16 protein-coding genes and 1 pseudogene are annotated in these 15781 nt (G+C 75.5%); 11 read left to right on the top strand and 6 right to left on the bottom strand.

Annotated features, from left to right (window positions below):
- Positions 1–100: 100 nt before the first annotated feature.
- Positions 101–880, bottom strand: a complete 780-nt coding sequence (locus ACFVHB_RS25515) for an HAD-IIA family hydrolase (protein WP_380326666.1) — start codon at positions 878–880, stop codon at positions 101–103.
- A gap of 139 nt (positions 881–1019) precedes the next feature.
- Here ACFVHB_RS25515 and ACFVHB_RS25520 point away from each other — a divergent pair, with 139 nt between their 5' ends.
- From ACFVHB_RS25520 to ACFVHB_RS25540, 5 genes are all read left to right on the top strand, one after another.
- The gene (locus ACFVHB_RS25520; RefSeq protein WP_380326669.1) at positions 1020–1694 is read left to right on the top strand and encodes an HAD family hydrolase; all 675 of its coding nucleotides are present in this window, start codon (positions 1020–1022) and stop codon (positions 1692–1694) included.
- A gap of 126 nt (positions 1695–1820) precedes the next feature.
- Positions 1821–2570 (top strand): nucleotidyltransferase family protein, encoded by a 750-nt coding sequence (locus ACFVHB_RS25525; RefSeq protein WP_380326805.1) that lies wholly within the window; start codon positions 1821–1823, stop codon positions 2568–2570.
- The gene (locus ACFVHB_RS25530) at positions 2567–2821 is read left to right on the top strand and encodes a hypothetical protein (protein WP_380326672.1); all 255 of its coding nucleotides are present in this window, start codon (positions 2567–2569) and stop codon (positions 2819–2821) included. Before ACFVHB_RS25525 ends, ACFVHB_RS25530 begins: the two co-directional genes overlap by 4 nt.
- The gene (locus tag ACFVHB_RS25535; protein ID WP_380326674.1) at positions 2818–3636 is read left to right on the top strand and encodes a metallophosphoesterase; all 819 of its coding nucleotides are present in this window, start codon (positions 2818–2820) and stop codon (positions 3634–3636) included. Before ACFVHB_RS25530 ends, ACFVHB_RS25535 begins: the two co-directional genes overlap by 4 nt.
- Positions 3633–4748, top strand: a complete 1116-nt coding sequence (locus ACFVHB_RS25540; protein ID WP_380326677.1) for an iron-containing redox enzyme family protein — start codon at positions 3633–3635, stop codon at positions 4746–4748. The genes ACFVHB_RS25535 and ACFVHB_RS25540 overlap by 4 nt, the downstream gene beginning before the upstream one ends.
- 36 nt (positions 4749–4784) lie before the next feature.
- Here the strand turns inward: ACFVHB_RS25540 and ACFVHB_RS25545 are convergent.
- From ACFVHB_RS25545 to ACFVHB_RS25555, 3 genes and pseudogenes are all read right to left on the bottom strand, one after another.
- Positions 4785–4991, bottom strand: a pseudogene (locus ACFVHB_RS25545) (CDGSH iron-sulfur domain-containing protein); the annotation flags it as partial.
- Complete coding sequence (locus tag ACFVHB_RS25550; RefSeq protein ID WP_380326680.1) at positions 4942–5598, bottom strand: HemK2/MTQ2 family protein methyltransferase; 657 nt, start codon at positions 5596–5598, stop codon at positions 4942–4944. The gene ACFVHB_RS25550 and the pseudogene ACFVHB_RS25545, both read right to left, overlap by 50 nt.
- A gap of 75 nt (positions 5599–5673) precedes the next feature.
- Positions 5674–6777 (bottom strand): glycosyltransferase family 1 protein, encoded by a 1104-nt coding sequence (locus ACFVHB_RS25555; RefSeq protein WP_380326683.1) that lies wholly within the window; start codon positions 6775–6777, stop codon positions 5674–5676.
- A 414-nt stretch (positions 6778–7191) separates the two neighbouring features.
- Here ACFVHB_RS25555 and ACFVHB_RS25560 point away from each other — a divergent pair, with 414 nt between their 5' ends.
- Together ACFVHB_RS25560 and ACFVHB_RS25565 are read left to right on the top strand one after the other, a co-directional pair.
- On the top strand, positions 7192–7650 hold the full coding sequence (locus tag ACFVHB_RS25560; protein WP_380326686.1) for an SRPBCC family protein: 459 nt from the start codon (positions 7192–7194) through the stop codon (positions 7648–7650).
- A gap of 180 nt (positions 7651–7830) precedes the next feature.
- Positions 7831–8955, top strand: coding sequence for a CapA family protein (locus ACFVHB_RS25565; RefSeq protein ID WP_380326689.1), 1125 nt, complete (start codon positions 7831–7833; stop codon positions 8953–8955).
- A gap of 33 nt (positions 8956–8988) precedes the next feature.
- Here ACFVHB_RS25565 and ACFVHB_RS25570 read toward each other — a convergent pair whose 3' ends face one another.
- A complete protein-coding gene (locus ACFVHB_RS25570) occupies positions 8989–9807 on the bottom strand; it encodes a DUF4389 domain-containing protein (RefSeq protein WP_380326692.1) in 819 nt (272 codons plus the stop codon).
- 125 nt (positions 9808–9932) lie between these two features.
- Positions 9933–11600 (bottom strand): FAD-binding dehydrogenase, encoded by a 1668-nt coding sequence (locus tag ACFVHB_RS25575; RefSeq protein WP_380326695.1) that lies wholly within the window; start codon positions 11598–11600, stop codon positions 9933–9935.
- Positions 11601–11700: 100 nt separating this feature from the next.
- On the opposite strand from ACFVHB_RS25575, the gene ACFVHB_RS25580 reads away from it, so the two are divergent.
- The 4 genes from ACFVHB_RS25580 (at position 11701) to ACFVHB_RS25595 (ending at position 15755) form a co-directional block, all read left to right on the top strand.
- Positions 11701–12933, top strand: a complete 1233-nt coding sequence (locus ACFVHB_RS25580; RefSeq protein WP_380326698.1) for a PucR family transcriptional regulator — start codon at positions 11701–11703, stop codon at positions 12931–12933.
- A 277-nt stretch (positions 12934–13210) separates the two neighbouring features.
- Positions 13211–13699: a hypothetical protein gene (locus tag ACFVHB_RS25585; protein ID WP_380326701.1), complete on the top strand. Its 489-nt coding sequence runs from the start codon at positions 13211–13213 to the stop codon at positions 13697–13699.
- Positions 13700–14088: 389 nt separating this feature from the next.
- Positions 14089–15240 carry a DUF6183 family protein gene (locus ACFVHB_RS25590; RefSeq protein ID WP_380326704.1) on the top strand — a complete coding sequence of 384 codons (1152 nt, stop codon included), beginning with the start codon at positions 14089–14091 and terminating at the stop codon, positions 15238–15240.
- Between the two features lie 164 nt (positions 15241–15404).
- Positions 15405–15755: a 5-carboxymethyl-2-hydroxymuconate Delta-isomerase gene (locus ACFVHB_RS25595; RefSeq protein WP_380326707.1), complete on the top strand. Its 351-nt coding sequence runs from the start codon at positions 15405–15407 to the stop codon at positions 15753–15755.
- The last annotated feature ends 26 nt before the right edge of the window (positions 15756–15781 follow it).

Here is a 15781-nt window from a genome sequence, read left to right on the forward strand (position 1 = left end):
CTCCCGCCCTCCCTCCACCCCGGCCCCCCCCGCCGGCGCGCCCCCCCGCTGCGACCCCCCTCGCCTGCCGGGGGGGGGGGGGGGGGGGGCGACGGCGGGCTCAGCCGTGCCGCAGCCGCGCCAGCAACTCCGGCAGGGCCGCCACCGAGTCGAGCACGTGGTCCGGCTCGCCGCTCGCCCGCCCCGGCGCGCCCGGCGCCGCCTTGCCGGTGCGCACCAGCACGCCGGTGATCCCGTACCGCTGCGCGGCGAGCACGTCCGACTCGATGTCGTCGCCGACCATCACCGCCTCCGCCGCGGTGACGCCCAGGTGCGCGAGCGCGCCGGTGAAGAACGCCTCGGCCGGCTTGCCGAGCACCTCGGCCTCCACGCCGGCCGCGTACTCCAGCCCCGCGACGAAGGCGCCGCTGTCCAGCCGCAGCCCCTCCGCCGTCCGCCAGTAGGCGTTGCGGTGCATCGCGACGAGCCGGGCCCCGCCCCGCAGCGCGGCGAAGGCCCGGTCGAGCTCCCGGTACCCGAACTCGGGCCCCGCCCCGCCGATCAGCACCACCTCGGCCCGGTCCGGATCCTCGACCAGCTCCAGCCCGGCGAGGTCGGCCCGGATGTCGCCGCTGTTGAGCAGCAGGCACCGCAGGCCCGCGAGCCGCTCGGCCGTCGCGGCGGGCGCGGTCAGCACGGACTCGACCCCGACCGGGAACCCCGCCTCCGCGAGCGCCCCGGCGATCGAACCCCGGGTGCGCGAGGTGGTGTTGGTCAGCAGCACGAACGGCACCCCGCCGTCCCGGAGCTCCCGCACGGCCGCCACGGCACCCGGGATCGGCGCCCAGTCGACCGTGAGCACGCCGTCGATGTCGAGCAGCACCGCTGCACCCCGTTCCATGCCCCGACCATAACGGCAACCGGCGGCGAAGCGGCCGAAGCGGCGCTTCCGTCGCAGCGGCCGAAGCGGGCGTTTCCGGCCCGCCGCAGCGGATAGCCGCGCTACGACACCCCGAGGGGCCGAGGGAAAGGACGGGCCGATGACGACGACCGCGGCAGCACTCTTCGACGTCGACGGAACCCTGCTCGATACCACCTACTTCCACACGCTGTCCTGGTGGGAGGCCCTGCGACAGTACGACCGGACGGTTCCCGCCGCCCGGGTGCACCGCGCCGTCGGCATGGGCGCCGACCAACTGCTCGACCACCTGCTCGGCGAGGACCGCGACCACGACGCCGACGAGGCGATCACCGCCGCCCACGACGCCCTCTACGCCCGCCACTGGCCGGCGATCGAGCCCCTGCCGGACGCCGCCGGGCTCCTCCGCGCCTGCGCCGGGCGGGGCTGGCGGATCGTCCTGGCCAGCTCCGCCTCCGAGCGCGAACTCGCCGTGCTGCGCCGCGTGCTCGACGCCGACGAGGTGATCGCCGCCGTCACCACCGCCGATGACGTGGCCGCCACCAAGCCCGCGCCGGACCTCGTCCGGGCCGCCCTGGACCGGGCGGGCGCGGAGCCCGAGCACGCGGTGTTCGTCGGCGACACCGTCTGGGACGTCGCCGCCGCCGGCCGGGCCCACGTCCCCTGCGTGGCGGTGGAGAGCGGCGGCTTCGCCGCGCAGGAACTGCTCGGCTGCGGAGCCGCCGAGATCCACCGCGACTCCGCCGAGCTGCTGGCCGCCCTCGACGGCAGCCTGCTCGCCCGGCCGCCGCACTGAGCGGCCCGCCGCCGGGCCGCTCCCGTGCGGCGTGAACCCCGGCTGCCCGGGTACCCGCTGCGGCATCCCCACCGGGACCGCCCGTCCGAGGAGGCCGTCATGGGCCAGGAGGCCGTGATGGACGCGATGGAACAGCCCGCCGAACACCCCGACCCGCCCCTGCTGCTGCACCCGGAGATCGACGACCGGCCGCCCGGCGAGCCGGCCGGACGGCTGCCGCCCGACCGGACCCAGGCCATCCTGGAGGCGGCGAAGCGGATCGGTTCGCTGCTCAAGGCCAGGGGTCACCCGTTCGCGCTGGCCGGCGGAGTCGCCGCGTACGCGCACGGCGCCGTCGTCCGGCTCCAGCACGACGCCGACTTCTGCATCCGCCGGGAGGACGCGGACGCCGTCACCCGTACCCTGCGCGAGGCCGGCCTCCAGGTGTTCCTGCCGCCCGAGGACTGGCTGATCAAGGCCCGGTGCCTGGGCCAGGACGTCGACCTGATCCTGGAACTCGCCAAGCGGCCGGTCACGTCGGAGCTGCTGGACCGCGCCGAGGTGCTTCCGGTCGACTCGGTGCACATGCCGGTGCTCGCCGCCACCGACATGGTCAGCAGCCTGCTCGCCGCCTTCTCCGAGCACCACTGCGACTTCGGGGCGGTGCTGGCCGTGGTGCGGCCGCTGCGGGAGAAGATCGACTGGCGCCGGGTGCGCGCCGAGCGCGGCGATGCCCCGATGGCCGCCGCGTTCCTGTACCTCCTGGAACGGCTCCAGGTGATCGAGCCCGATTCCGTCGAGCTGTCCGCTGAGCCCGCCGAGGGCGCCGATTCCGCCGATTCCGCTGAGCCCGCCGATTCCGCCGAACCCGCCGAACCCGAGGAGGCCCGCCGATGACCGGCACCGACGACACCGAGTACCGGCTCGCCCACCTGCGCGACCGCCTCGCCGACGACGAGGTCGGCGAGCTCGGCCTGCGGATCGAGCTGCACGGCGCGCACGTCACCGTGCGCGGCACCGTGCCGACGGCGCAGCGCCGGGCGGCCGTCGAGCGCATCGTCGCCGAGTCCCTGGCGGGCCTGGTCGTGTACACCGACATCGCCCTCGCCGATGGCCGGCCCCCGTCCGGGGCGGAGGACCTGCCGTGATCCGGGCCGCCGCCGTCGGGGACATCCATCTCGGCCCGGACAGCCGGGGCCTGCTGCGGCCCGCCTTCGCCACCCTCGCCGACCGGGCGGACCTGCTGCTGCTCGCCGGCGACCTCACCCGGCACGGCACGCCGGAGGAGGCGGCGGTGGTGGGGGAGGAGGTCGCCGGTCTGGCCGTCCCGGTGATCGCCGTCCTCGGCAACCACGACTACGACGCCGACCGGCCGGACGAGGTCACGCGGATCCTGACCACGTACGGCGTCCGCGTGCTGGAACGGTCGTCGACCACCGTCCGGGTGGACGGGCAGCTCGTCGGCGTGGCCGGCACGAAGGGCTTCGGCGGCGGGTTCGCCGGCCGCAGCGGCGGTGAGTTCGGAGAGCCCGAGATGAAGGACTTCATCCGGCACACCCGTGCGTGTGCGGAGGGGCTGCGGGCAGCGCTCGACCACCTGGCCGCCGAGCGCTGCGAGCTGCGGATCGCGCTGACGCACTTCGCCCCGGTGCCGGACACCCTGGCCGGGGAGCCGCCCGAGATCTATCCGTTCCTGGGCAGCTACCTGCTCGCCGAGGCGATCGACGCGGCCGGCGCGGACCTCGCCGTCCACGGCCACGCCCACCTCGGCACCGAGCGCGGCCGCACCGCCTGCGGCGTGCGGGTGCGGAACGTGGCTCAGCCGGTCATCGGCCGGGCCTTCGCGGTCTACCGGCTGCACGTACCGGGGGCTGGCCCCGCCGACGGGCCGGGGGACCGCCCCGCCGACGGGCGGGAGGACCGCCCCGCGAACGGGCGGGCGCCGCGCGGGAGCGGGCGGTGAGCGCCCGCCCCGGCCCGCGCGGGCCGCTGTCGGAGGCGGTGCTCGGCCTGGTCACCGCCGGACCGCCCGGTGCCGGACGGCTGCTCGCGCCACCCGGCCCGCTCACCGATCCGTGGGGGGAGGACCACCAGCTCGCCCTGCACCTCTGCTACGAGCTCCACGACCGGGGTCTGCCCGGCGTGCACCCCGGCTGGGAATGGGATCCCGAACTGCTGGCACTGCGACGGGCGTTGGAGCGGTCCTTCCTCGCCGCGGTGCGCGCCGCGGCGGAGCCCGTCCCCCCGCTGCCCGAGGCCCTGGAGCGGCTGCTGGTGGTGCCGCCCGACGGCGCCGGGCCCTCGTACTTCCTGCTGGCCGAGGGCGAGCGCCGGCACGCCCGCGAGTACCTGGTGCACCGTTCGGTCTACCACCTCAAGGAGGCGGACCCGCAGCTGTGGGTGCTGCCGAGGATCCACGGGCCCGCCCAGGCGGTCCTGATGGCCGTCGCGTACGACGAGTACGGGGCCGGGCGCCCGGAGCGGGCCCACGCCCTGCTGTTCGCCCGGATGATGGCCGCCTTCGGCCTCGACCCCGGCTACGGCCACTACCTGGACCTGGTCCCGGCGCCGTCCCTGGCGGTGGTCAACCTGATGACGCTCTTCGGCCTGCACCGGGCGTTGCGCGGCGCGGCCGTCGGACAGTTCGCCACCATCGAGATCACCTCCTCGCCCGGGGCCGCCCGCCTGGCCGCCGCCCTGGAGCGCCTCGGCGGCGGGCCCGACGGCACCCTGTTCTACCGCGAGCACGTCGAGGCGGACGCCGTCCACGAGCAGCTCGTCCGCCGCGGGGTCATCGAGGAACTGGTGGACGCCGAACCGGAGTTGAAGTCCGACATCGCGTTCGGCATCGCGGCCGCCGAGCTGCTGGACGCCCGCTTCGCGGACCACCTGCTCGGCCGCTGGCGCACCGGACGGACGTCGCTGCGCTCACCCCTGCCCGACGACGTCCTGCCCGGCGGCGTCCTCCCCGACGACGTCCTGCCCGGCGGCGTCCTCCCCGACGACGTCCTGCCCGGCGGCGTCCTCCCCGATGGCGTCCCGCCCGGGGGTGTCCGGCCCCACGGTCCGGACTGAGCCGCGCCCCGGTCGGGCGTGCCGCCGGTGGCTGGTGTCGCAGAACGGATAGGCCCGGCTCCGGCGGCAGGCGCACAGCGCCACCACCGGGCGCTCGGAGACCCGGACCGTGCCGTCCGGCAAAACCACCTCCACCGGTCCCTCGACCAGCAGTGGTCCGCCCGGCACGACGACCACCCGGGTCGCGGCCCGCTCAGCGTTCCCGGACACCGCGCACCACCGCCAGCTCTTCCTCGCGTTCACCCGGCCGGATCAGCCCCAGCCGCTCGAACACGGCGGCGTGCGCCGTCATCACCGGCCCGAAGGCCTGCCGCCGCCGCGCCGCCACCGTGGTGCGCAACCCGGCCGCCCGCAGCGCCGTCAGCGTGACCGGCAGGCCCGCGAGCGAGGACTGCACGATCAGCAGCACGCCGCCGCGGGACAGCCGGCGCGGGGCCTCCCGGCAGATCCGGTCCAGGACCAGCCGCCCGTCCGCCCCGGCGTCCCAGGCCAGTGCTGCGCCGCGGCCCGGCAGGCCGGTGCCGGAACCGGTGGGGACGTACGGCGGGTTGGCGGTGATCAGGTCGAAGCGCAGCCCGGTCACCGGGGCCAGCAGGTCGCCCCGGCGCAGCCGGATCCGGCCGCGGTGCAGGCGGGCGTTGAGCCAGGCCGTGGCGACCGCACGGGCGGAGAGGTCCACCGCCGTGACCCGCGCTCCGGTCCGCGCGGCCACGAGCGCGACGGCGCCCGTCCCGGTGCAGAGGTCGAGCACCCGGGAGGAGCCGTCCAGCACTTCGCGGCGCACGCAGGAGGCCAGCAACTCCGTGTCGCCCTGGGGCGTGTACACGCCCGGCGCCCTGATCAGCAGCATGCCCGGCGGCTGCCCGGACCGGCGCGGCTCACACGTCGCGTGACGTCGTGTGCCACTCACGGCTGACCCCGTCCGTCACGCTCGGGCGAGCAGCGCCCGGTAGATGCCGCGGTGGCACATCGCGAGCCACTGGCGCTCCGCGGCCCGCCGGACCAGTCCGGCGCGGTGGGCCGGGCGGGCGGCGTGCGCGGCCCGGACGGCTCCGGCCAGCGAGTCCGGGTCGAGCCCCGCCCGGTCGAGCCGGTAGGTCAGGCAGGGCTGCTGTTCGGCGAAGTGGCCGCAGCCCGGCGCGAGCACCGCGGTGCCGAGGTCGTAGCAGGCCTCCAGCCGGCCCGAGTGCGTGCCGAAGCGGTACGGCAGGACGGCGAGGTCCAGCCCGAGCAGGGAGCGCGCCCAGCGGGAGCCGTCCCGGTACGGCAGACGCCGCACGTCGACCCGTGGCCGCCCGGCCAGGGCGGTCACCCGGCGGAGCACCTCGCCGTCCGGGGCGTCCGCGTGCAGGTCGATCCGCAGCCGCGCGTCCGGCAGCTCGGCGACCGTCCGCGCCAGGACGGTCACCAGGGGGAGTGGTGCGACGTTCGCGGGGAGGTTCTTCAGGTGCACCCCGACCGTGAACCAGTCGCGCGGCGGGCGCGGGTGCACCAGCAGGTGCGGCTCCACCACGTGCGGGTGCGGCAGCACCAGCGGCCGGCGCCCCCAGCGGGCGTCGATCGCGGCGGCGGCGCCGGGGGTGAGGGTGATGAGCTGCTGGGCGGCGGGCACCAGGACGTCCAGCCGGGCGAGGTGGCCGGACGGCGAGGGCTCGTACGGGTTCTCCAGGTCGTGCACGGTGAACACCAGCGGCTTGCCGAGCCGGCGCAGCAGCCACACCAGTTCGGTGAGCCGGGCGGGGGTGGCGCTCTCGTAGCCCTGGTGCAGGTGGAACACGTCGAACTCGTCGTGGTGGCGCCGGACCCACTCCGGATCCAGCATCGCCGGGGGCCACCAGCCCCACCGGCTGCGGGGGGTGCCGCGCGGGCACGGGTCCGGGAGCAGCCGCACCGGGTCGTACGCGGTCAGCGAGGCCAGGTGCCGGACGTAGACGTGCCCGGCGGGGACGGCCGCGACCCGGATCCCGGCACGGCCGGGGCGCTCCGGCGCGGTGCGGCCGGCCGGGAGACCGGGAACGACGGCGGTCATGCCTGCCTCCTCGGGTGCGGGACCGGGTACGGGACCCACCGGGCGGCTGCCCGTGGGCGCGAGGGCGAAACCCGGGGCGTGACGGCCGGTCAGGCCGCGTCGGCCGGTCGGCCGGCCGGCGTCGGCGGGGCGTCGGGGTGGACCCGGGTACGGAGCCCGGGGGCCGGGCCGGCGTGTGGGCGGTGGGGTTCGGGGTAACCGCGCGGCGATGGGTGACGGCGATGCCGGGCCGCCCGTCCCGCCGCACGTCGGCCTGGCGTCCGCCTGCTGTCCGGCCGGCTACCGGCCGCGACCGGCCGGCGCCGGACGGGACGGTTCCGGGAGGGTGCCGGGACGGTTACGGCGGCGCGGAGCGGGCAGGCGCGCTGGCGCGGTCGGGAACGTCCCGGCCGGGATCGACGAGGAGGCCCCCAGATGAGCATGGTGAAGGAGTCGGTCGACGTCGACGTGCCGCTGCACACCGCCTACAACCAGTGGACCCAGTTCGAGGAGTTCCCGCGCTTCATGGAGGGCGTCGAATCGGTGACCCAGCTGGACGACCGACACAACCACTGGCGGACCAGCATCGGCGGCGTCACCCGCGAGTTCGACACCGAGATCGTCGACCAACTGCCCGACGAGCGGATCGCCTGGCGGACCCTGGACGGCGACGTGAACCAGAAGGGCGTCGTCACCTTCGAGCGCCTGGACGACCGGCACACGCGCATCAACATGGCCATCGACTTCCGTCCCACGGGCATGGCGGAGCGGGCCGGCGACATGATGGGCATGGTCGACCGGAGGGTGAAGGGGGACCTGCGGCGCTTCAAGGACTTCATCGAGGAGCGCGGCCGCGAGGAGGGCGGCTGGCGGGGCCGGATCAGCCCCGGTTGAGCACCACGCGCGCAGTCCGGCCGAACGGCAGTCCGGCGGCCCCGGTCCTGGTGACCGGGGCCGCTTCACGGTCGACGCGGTCTCCCCGGCCGGTCCGTGCGGTCGCCGGTGCGGCGGAGCCGGGGTCGGCCGCCGGGCGGTCGCCCGGACGCGCGCGATCGGGTTCAGTAGCGTGGAGACATGGGGACCGACCCGGTGACCTTGTTCCTCTGCGGCGACGTGATGCTCGGCCGCGGGGTGGACCAGATCCTGCCGCACCCGGGCGATCCGACGCTGCGGGAGCCGTACCTGCGGGACGCGCGGGACTACGTCGAGGCGGCGGAGGCGGTCGGCGGCCCGATCCCCCGGCCCGTCCCGTACGCGTGGCCGTGGGGCGACGCCCTGGCGCTGCTGGACCGGGCCGCGCCCGATGTGCGGGTGCTGAACCTGGAGACCAGCGTCACCCGGAGCGACGACTTCGCGCCCGGGAAGGAGGTGCACTACCGGATGGATCCGGCCAACCTCCCCTGTCTGGCCGAGGCCCGGCCCGACGTCTGCGCGCTGGCCAACAACCACGTGCTGGACTTCGGCGTCCGCGGCCTCCAGGAGACGCTGGCCGCCCTGGCGGACGCGCGGCTGACGGCGGTGGGAGCGGGGTGGGACGCGCAGGAGGCCCGGCGGCCCGCGGTCGTCGAGGTCGGCGGCGACCGCCGGGTGCTGGTGTTCTCGTTCGGGACGGCCTCCAGCGGCATCTCGTGGACGTGGGCCGCGGCCGACGCCGTGCCCGGCGTCGACTTCGTCTCCGAGGCGTCGAGCGCCGACGCGGCGGCGGTGGTCGACCGGGTGCGGCGGGCGAAGCAACCGGGCGACATCGTGGTCGCCTCGGTGCACTGGGGCTCCAACTGGGGCTACCGGATCCCCCGGGAGCAGGTGCGCTTCGCGCACGCGCTGATCGACGGCGGTGTCGACGTGGTCCACGGGCACTCCTCGCACCACCCCCGCCCCGTCGAGGTCTACCGGGGCAGGATCATCCTCTACGGCTGCGGCGACTTCATCGACGACTACGAGGGCATCACCGGCCACGAGCAGTACCGGGACGACCTGCGGCTGCTGTACTTCGTCTCGGTGGATCCCGGCAGCGGGGAGCTGGCGGACGCGTGGGCGGCGCCCGTGCAGACGCGGCAGCTGCGCCTCCGGCACGCCTCCGCCGAGGACGCGCAGTACCTGCGGGACGTCCTCGACCGGGTCAGCCACGGCTTCGGCGTGCGGGTCGACCCCGGGCCGGACGGCACGCTCGTGCTCCGGCCCGCGCGGAACCGGGCCTGACCCGTCGCAGGGCCCGGCCCGGCAGGCCGTTCGTCAGCCCGACAGGCCGTTCGGCCCGGGGACCAGCGGAGCCACGAAGTGCTCGGTCGGGCCGTAGCCGTCGTCGTCGTCCGAGGTGAACGTCGAGGTGAGCGAGCCGGTGCCCCAGGAGATCAGCCCGAGCAGGATGAACGCGACCAGCAGCCCGCGCCCGCCCCCGCCCAGCACCAGGGGGCGGGTGGCCGAGACCGGGCCGCCCGGCACCGAGTCCGGTTCGTCGCCGAAGAGACGCTTGGGGTAGGCGGAGGTCAGCATGAGCAGGTACGCCAGGTACCGCATCCGGTAGCGCAGGATCGCCGCGGTCGCCTCGAACAGCGGCTGCGGCATCCGGCCGAGGATCAGCACCACCAGCCAGCTGATGACCGCCACCGTCCACCACCCGGCGTACACCAGGCCCTGCACGATCATCGCCGGGATCGCCAGCACGAGCCGGAAGAACACCGCGAGGCGGTTCAGCTCACCGGGCCGCAGCTCGACCTGGACGGGGTGGTCGGGGGCGCGGAACCCGAACGGCGGGTACCGGTCGTGGGTCAGCAGCAGATAGGCGTTCACCCGGGTCTCGTACGGCACGTAGCCACCCAGGTAGTCGGCGGCGAAGACCGGCAGCCGGCCCAGGAACAGCGCACCGAACCAGCCGATCACGGCGACGAAGAACGCCACGACCGACAGCACCCAGACCACCACGAACTGCGGGATCAGCAGGATGATGCGCACCAGGACGGTGAGCCGGTTCTGCTCCCCGGGCGCGGGCATGTCCAGCACCGGCAGCCACTCGGTCTCGAACGGTGCGGCTGCGGGGGGAGCCTGCCACATCCGGGCCTCCAGGTCTCGGCGTCGGACGGACGGGGTGGACCGGCCGCCTGCTCCGAAGGTCGCAGCCGACCGCCGCCGCCGCGCGCTGCGCTGCGCCGCCCGGGGGAGCCTCCACGCCTGAGGGCTCACAAGTCCCGGGCCAAGGCGAGCCCCGCGGCCCGCCCCGAGAAGACGCAGCCGCCGAGGAACGTGCCCTCCAGCGCGTTGTACCCGTGGACGCCGCCGCCGCCGAAGCCCGCGACCTCCCCGGCGGCGTAGAGGCCGGGGACCGGACTCCCGTCGGCGCCGAGGACCCGGGAGTCCAGGTCGGTCTGCAGGCCGCCGAGCGTCTTGCGGGACAGGATGTTGAGGCGCACGCCGATGAGCGGACCGTGCGCGGGATCGAGGATCCGGTGGGGCGCGGCGACCCGGACGAGCCGGTCGGTCAGGGACCTGCGTGCGTTGCGGATCGCCATCACCTGCACGTCCTTGCTGAACGCGTTCGTCAACTCGCGGTCGCGGGCGGCGATCTGCCGTTCGAGGTCGGCGGCGTCCAGCTGCGGCCCGCGGGCGATCCCGTTCATGGCCATGACCAGCTCGGGGAGGGTCCGGGCGACGACGAAGTCCTCCCCGTTCCGCTTGAACCTCTCCACCGGTCCGGGTGCGCCCTTGGCGAGGCGGCTCTTGAGCACGAACCGGAGGTCACGGCCGGTCAGGTCGGGGTTCTGCTCCGATCCGGAGAGCGCGAACTCCTTCTCGATGATCGACTGGGTCAGGACGAACCACGAGTAGTCGTGGCCGGTGGCCAGGATCTGCTTCATCGCGCCGATCGAGTCCGCGCCCGGCACCCCGGACATGCCGGTCAGCCGGCGCCCGTTCGCGTCGAACCACATCGACGAGGGCCCCGGCAGGATCCGGATGGCGTGGTCCGGCCAGACCGGGTCCCAGTTGTGGATCCCCTCCGTGTAGGCCCACATGCGGTCGCGGTTGACGACGCGGCCGCCCGCCTGCTCGGTGATCGCCAGCATGCGGCCGTCGACGTGGGCGGGGACGCCGGAGATCAGGTGCCGCGGGGCCGGGCCGATGCGGTCGGCGGGCCAGTTCGCGCGCATCAGTCCGTGGTTGTGCCCGATGCCGCCGGAGGTCACCACGACCGCCGCCGCCCGCTCCTCGAACTGCCCGACCACCTCGCGCGAGGACTTCACCCCGCGCCCGGAGTCGTCCGGCGCCAGGACGGCCCCCCGCACGCCGACCACGGCGCCGTCCTCGGTCAGCAGCCCGTCCACCCGGTGGCGGAAGGCGAACCGGACCAGCCCGTCCCGCTCCGCCCGGAGCACCGGACGGGCGAACGCCTCCACCACCCCGGGGCCGGTGCCCCAGGTGATGTGGAAGCGCGGCACCGAGTTGCCGTGGCCGGTGGCCGAACCGTCCCCGCGCTCGGCCCAGCCGACCATCGGCACCACCCGGTGGCCGAGGTCGCGCAGGTACCGGCGCTTGCCGCCGGCCGCCCACGCGAGGTACGCCTCGGCCCATCGACGCCCCCAGACGTCCTCGTCGTCGAGCCGGTCGAAGGCCGCCGATCCGAACCAGTCCTGCCTGGCCAGCTCCAGCGAGTCCTTGATCCCGGCACGGCGCTGTTCGGGGCTGTCGACGAAGAAGAGGCCGCCGAGGGACCAGAACGCCTGCCCGCCGAGGTTCTTCCGGTTCTCCTGCTCGACGACCAGCACCCGCCTGCCGGCCTTCGCCAGCTCGTGGACCGCCACCAGCCCGGCGAGTCCGGCACCGACCACGACGACATCGGGCTGGAACGACATTCAGCTCTCCATCGGGGGATCGCCGTCACCCGGTCGCGACGACTACGCGGTCCGATCGTCACGCGTACCCCTTCGTCGCCGGTACTAGTCTTGTCAGGTGATGACAAACAAGACTGTCCCCTCGGCACAAGGCGGGGAGCCACCCGCCGGGACCGGGGACCGGCGGGCCGCCGCGGCGCGGATCCTCAAGGACGAGACGGCCGTCGTCGACTCGTTCATGGACGTCATCGCGCGGGAGATCCCCGCCTACGCGAACCTCGACGCCCGCCAGCTCGACGAGGTCCGGTCCATCGTCGTGTGGACGCTGCGCCGGGTGCTGGAACTCTGGGCCGTGGACGGGACGCTGGGGGCCGACGACGTCCGGATGTTCCGCGGGGTCGGCGCGGTCCGCGCCCGTGACGCCCGCCCGCTCGCGGCCGTGCTGCGCGCGTACCGGGTGGCCGCGCTGGCGTTCTTCGACCGGATCGGCGAGGAGTTCGCCGATTCCGTCCCCGCGCGCGACGTCGCCGCGCTCGCCCGGGTGTGGCTGGAGGTGCTCGACCAGTCCTCCGAGGCGATCTTCGACGGCTACGAATCGGCCGGGCGCGTCCTCGGCGCGGACCGCGAGCGAGCCCTCCGGGGGCTCTTCACCGACCTCCTGCTCGGGCGGCAGAGCCACGCCGGCACCCTCCGCGCGCGCCTGCGCGAGCTCGACGCGCACCTGCCGTCGACGTTCGACCTGGTGGTGGTCGTCCCGTCGACCACGGCCAACGACGTGGAGCAGGCGGCGTCGACGGTGACCGCCGCCCTGGACGCGCGAGCGGCGGGCGAGGCCGCGGACCTCGAACTCACGTCGGTCCACACCACCGTGGACGGCGTCGGGGTTGTGCTGATCAAGGCGGTCGACCCGGGGGCGCTGGCCCGCTTGACGGACCGGCACCGGCTCACCGGCGCCCTGCTCACCGGGGCCACCGCCGCCACCGCGCCGCGCGACCACCGGATCGCCGTCCACGGCGTCCGCCACGCCCCGCCGCTCGTGTGGAGCGAGCGCCGCGTTCTCGACCGCGGCGACCTGGAGGTCGTGGCCCTGGTCACCGGGCATCCGGACGCCGATCCCGCGCGGGTGACCGAAGCCGTGCTGGGGCGCCTCGCGCGGGACGACGGCACCCTGCGCACGCTCGACGCCGTCCTGTACTCCGGCGGCGCCACCGGGGCGGCCGCCCGCCTCCACGTCCACGACCAGACCGTCCGCTACCGCCTCCGCCGCCTCGCCGCCGTCACCGGCCGGGACGCGCGGACGCCGTGGAACCGGTTCGTGTTCCAGACGGCTCTCCTGGCTGCCGCCCGGCCGTAGTGGGCGGGCCGCAGGGGGTGGGCCGCGGGGGTGGGGCGCGGGGGGTGGGGCGATTCCGGCGCCGGCGTGTTCCCGGCGCCGGCGCGTCAGCGGCGGCGGGTTCGGCCCCGGGCGACCAGGCTGAGCCGGGCGGGGTACCCACCGGTCTCCAGGGGCCGGGTGGCCGTGGCGGCGTGTCCGCGCGCCGGCGGCCGCCGGTGGGGCGCCGGTGGGTTCTGCTGGGGCGCCGGTGGAACGGAGTGGGCACCGGCCGGCCGGGCCGGTACGGTGGCCGACTGTGACCACGACCGCCGATCGCGCCCCCACGGACGCCGCCGCCGGGGCGGGACCAGGCGCACGGGGCGGCCTGCACCACGGCGGGGACTACCAGCGGCTCGCCGAACGGACCACCGACCCCACCGTGCTCCGCGAACTCGCCCGCTGCGACTACCCGTTCGTCTGGCACGCGGTCGCGGAGAACCCGGCCGCACCCGCCGACGTCCTCGCCGCACTCGCCGACCGCCGGCACTCCGACCACAACGACAACCTGCTGCTGAGGCTGCTCGCCGAACACCCCGCCACCGCCGGCGCCGGCCTGGACGGGGTGGTCGACGCGGTGGCGCGACGGCTGGCGGCCGGTCACCGGCCGTACGCGGCGGTCCTCGCCCTGGCCGCCCGCACCGACCTGCCCGCACACCGGGTCGAGGCGCTCGGGAAGCTGCCGGGTGCCTCGACCCGGCTGCGCCGAGGCCTCACCCGCGTGCTGGCGGCCCGCCCGGCGACCTGACCTGATCCCGCGGTTCCGCGAGCCCCGGGATTTCCGGCCGCCAGGGTTTCAGGGGCCTCGTGAGACTGGCCTGTTCGAGCACCCGGCCGGCGAGGTGCCGCTGTTCTTCGGGCACGGAATCCCCGAAGGGGTGGGCCGAGATGCGCTCCCGGATCTCCGGTTGTGCACGGCGAGGCTCGGGTGACTCGATGGCATCCGCCCACATCGCCCGCCTGGCGGCGTTGTACTCCCGTCGAAGCCGTATGAGGTCGTCGGGGAAGGACCACTCGTTGGACATGCCCCGAGCCCGTGGACAGGACCACTGACGATCCAACCCCGCCGGGAACGGCCGCCCCCACCCGGACCGCCCCTGGTGATCACCGGCCGGACGAGGTCGTAGGCTCACCCGCATGGCGGAGGGGATCGAGCGGTTCGTGGACCAGTTGGCCGGCCAGGAATTCGTGGGCGACGTGTGCCGTCTCCTCGACGAGCACCTGGAGCGGGGAGACACGGCATATCTGGCGGCCTTCGGCGCCGCCCTGCACGCCCGCTTCGGCTCCGGCGAGAAGGGCGCCGAGCACCAGTACCTCTTCGACCGGATCCTCTGGGACGTCGTCACCACGCCCGGCCGCGAGAACATCGCGCACGCGCTGCGACTCGGTCTGGCCACCCGGTCGCGCAGCGGACGGCCGGTGCGCCGGGCGGCGGCGGTGCTGGCCGCCGAGCACCCGGTGGCGGACCTGGCCGTGCTGTTCGCCCCGGGCCCGGCGTACGACGACGCGCCGGACGAGCTGCGGGCCTGCCTGATCCACGAGCTGGTGCTCCGCGGCGCACCGGTCGCGGAGCAGTCGGCGGTGGTGGACTGGGCGGCGCGGTCGCCGTTCTGGGCCGGGCACCCGCTCGCCTGGCTGCCCTGGTCGCTCGCCCCGCTGGAGGGCCGGCCGGACCTGCCGCGCTACTTCCGCGGCGGGGCCGCGTACGGCGTGCGGTACGGCCTCCCGGAGGGGGACCGGCTGCCGCCGGGCGGCGGCCCGGGGGCCGTCCCGCCCCCGCCCGTCCGTCGGATCAACGCCGGGGCCGACCTCACCCCTGCCGTCGAGCGCTGGGCCCGGCGCTTCAACGGGCGGGTCGAGTCGGCGGTCCACGTCGCGGAGCGGCCGCTCGACCCTGCCGTCCTGCACCCGCTGCTGGCCTCGCTGCCGCTCGACTGCCTGGCCGGACTGGCCGTCCCCGAGCACCTCGTCGTCGTCCCGGGCTCGCCGGGAGGGGCGTGGAGCCTGCTCTTCGACGCGGCGTCCATCGGCGGTGGCCGCGACGACCGGTGGTGCTACGGCGCGTACGGCCGGCTGGCCGCCTGGCGCTCGCTGGCGGCGCTGTCCGGCGCGCCTGACGGGGCGTCGGCCGCCGAGGTGACGCGGTGGGCCGAGGAGTGCGCCTGGTACGGCTTCGCGGCGGCCACCGACTGGTTCAACCGGGACACGATGGACCTCGGCATCCTGACGCTCGCCCCCGACCGTCGCCGGCTGGCCGTACTGGCCGCCACGGACTACGACGGCGGCTGACCGGGCGGGCCCCGAGGCGTATCCCGCCGGACCGCTCCCCGGACTCGTCCGTGATGCCACGTCGCCTCGCCCGGCCGGGGTCGCCCGCACGGCCGAGGCGCGGGCGCGATAGTGTCGCGGACGCCGCCCGCCGGGCCCGGTGGGCCCTGTTTCTGGAGGTTCCCGTGCCGCAGATCCTGGTCGACCACTCGGCCGATCTCGACTTCGACCGTGCCGGCCTCGTCAAGGAGATCCACCAGCTGATCACCGAGGTGATCGACACCACCGTGGCGGAATGCAAGACCGTCTTCCGCCCGGCCGCGCAGTACACGGTCGGCGACGGGACGACGGGACAGGCGGTGATGCTGGTGGAGATCAAGATCCTGGCCGGCCGCAGCCTCGAACAGCGCGCCGAACTGACCTCCCGGGTGCTCGCCCTGCTGGAGTCGTACCTCACCGTGCCCGCCGCGATCGGTGTCGAGGTCACCGAGCTGGAGCGGGCGACCTACCGCTTCGTCCACCACCCCGGCAGGTAAGCGCGCTCGGCCGCCAGTACGGCGGG

Origin of the sequence: Kitasatospora sp. NPDC127111 (assembly GCF_042677465.1) — a bacterium.
Classification (GTDB): domain Bacteria; phylum Actinomycetota; class Actinomycetes; order Streptomycetales; family Streptomycetaceae; genus Kitasatospora.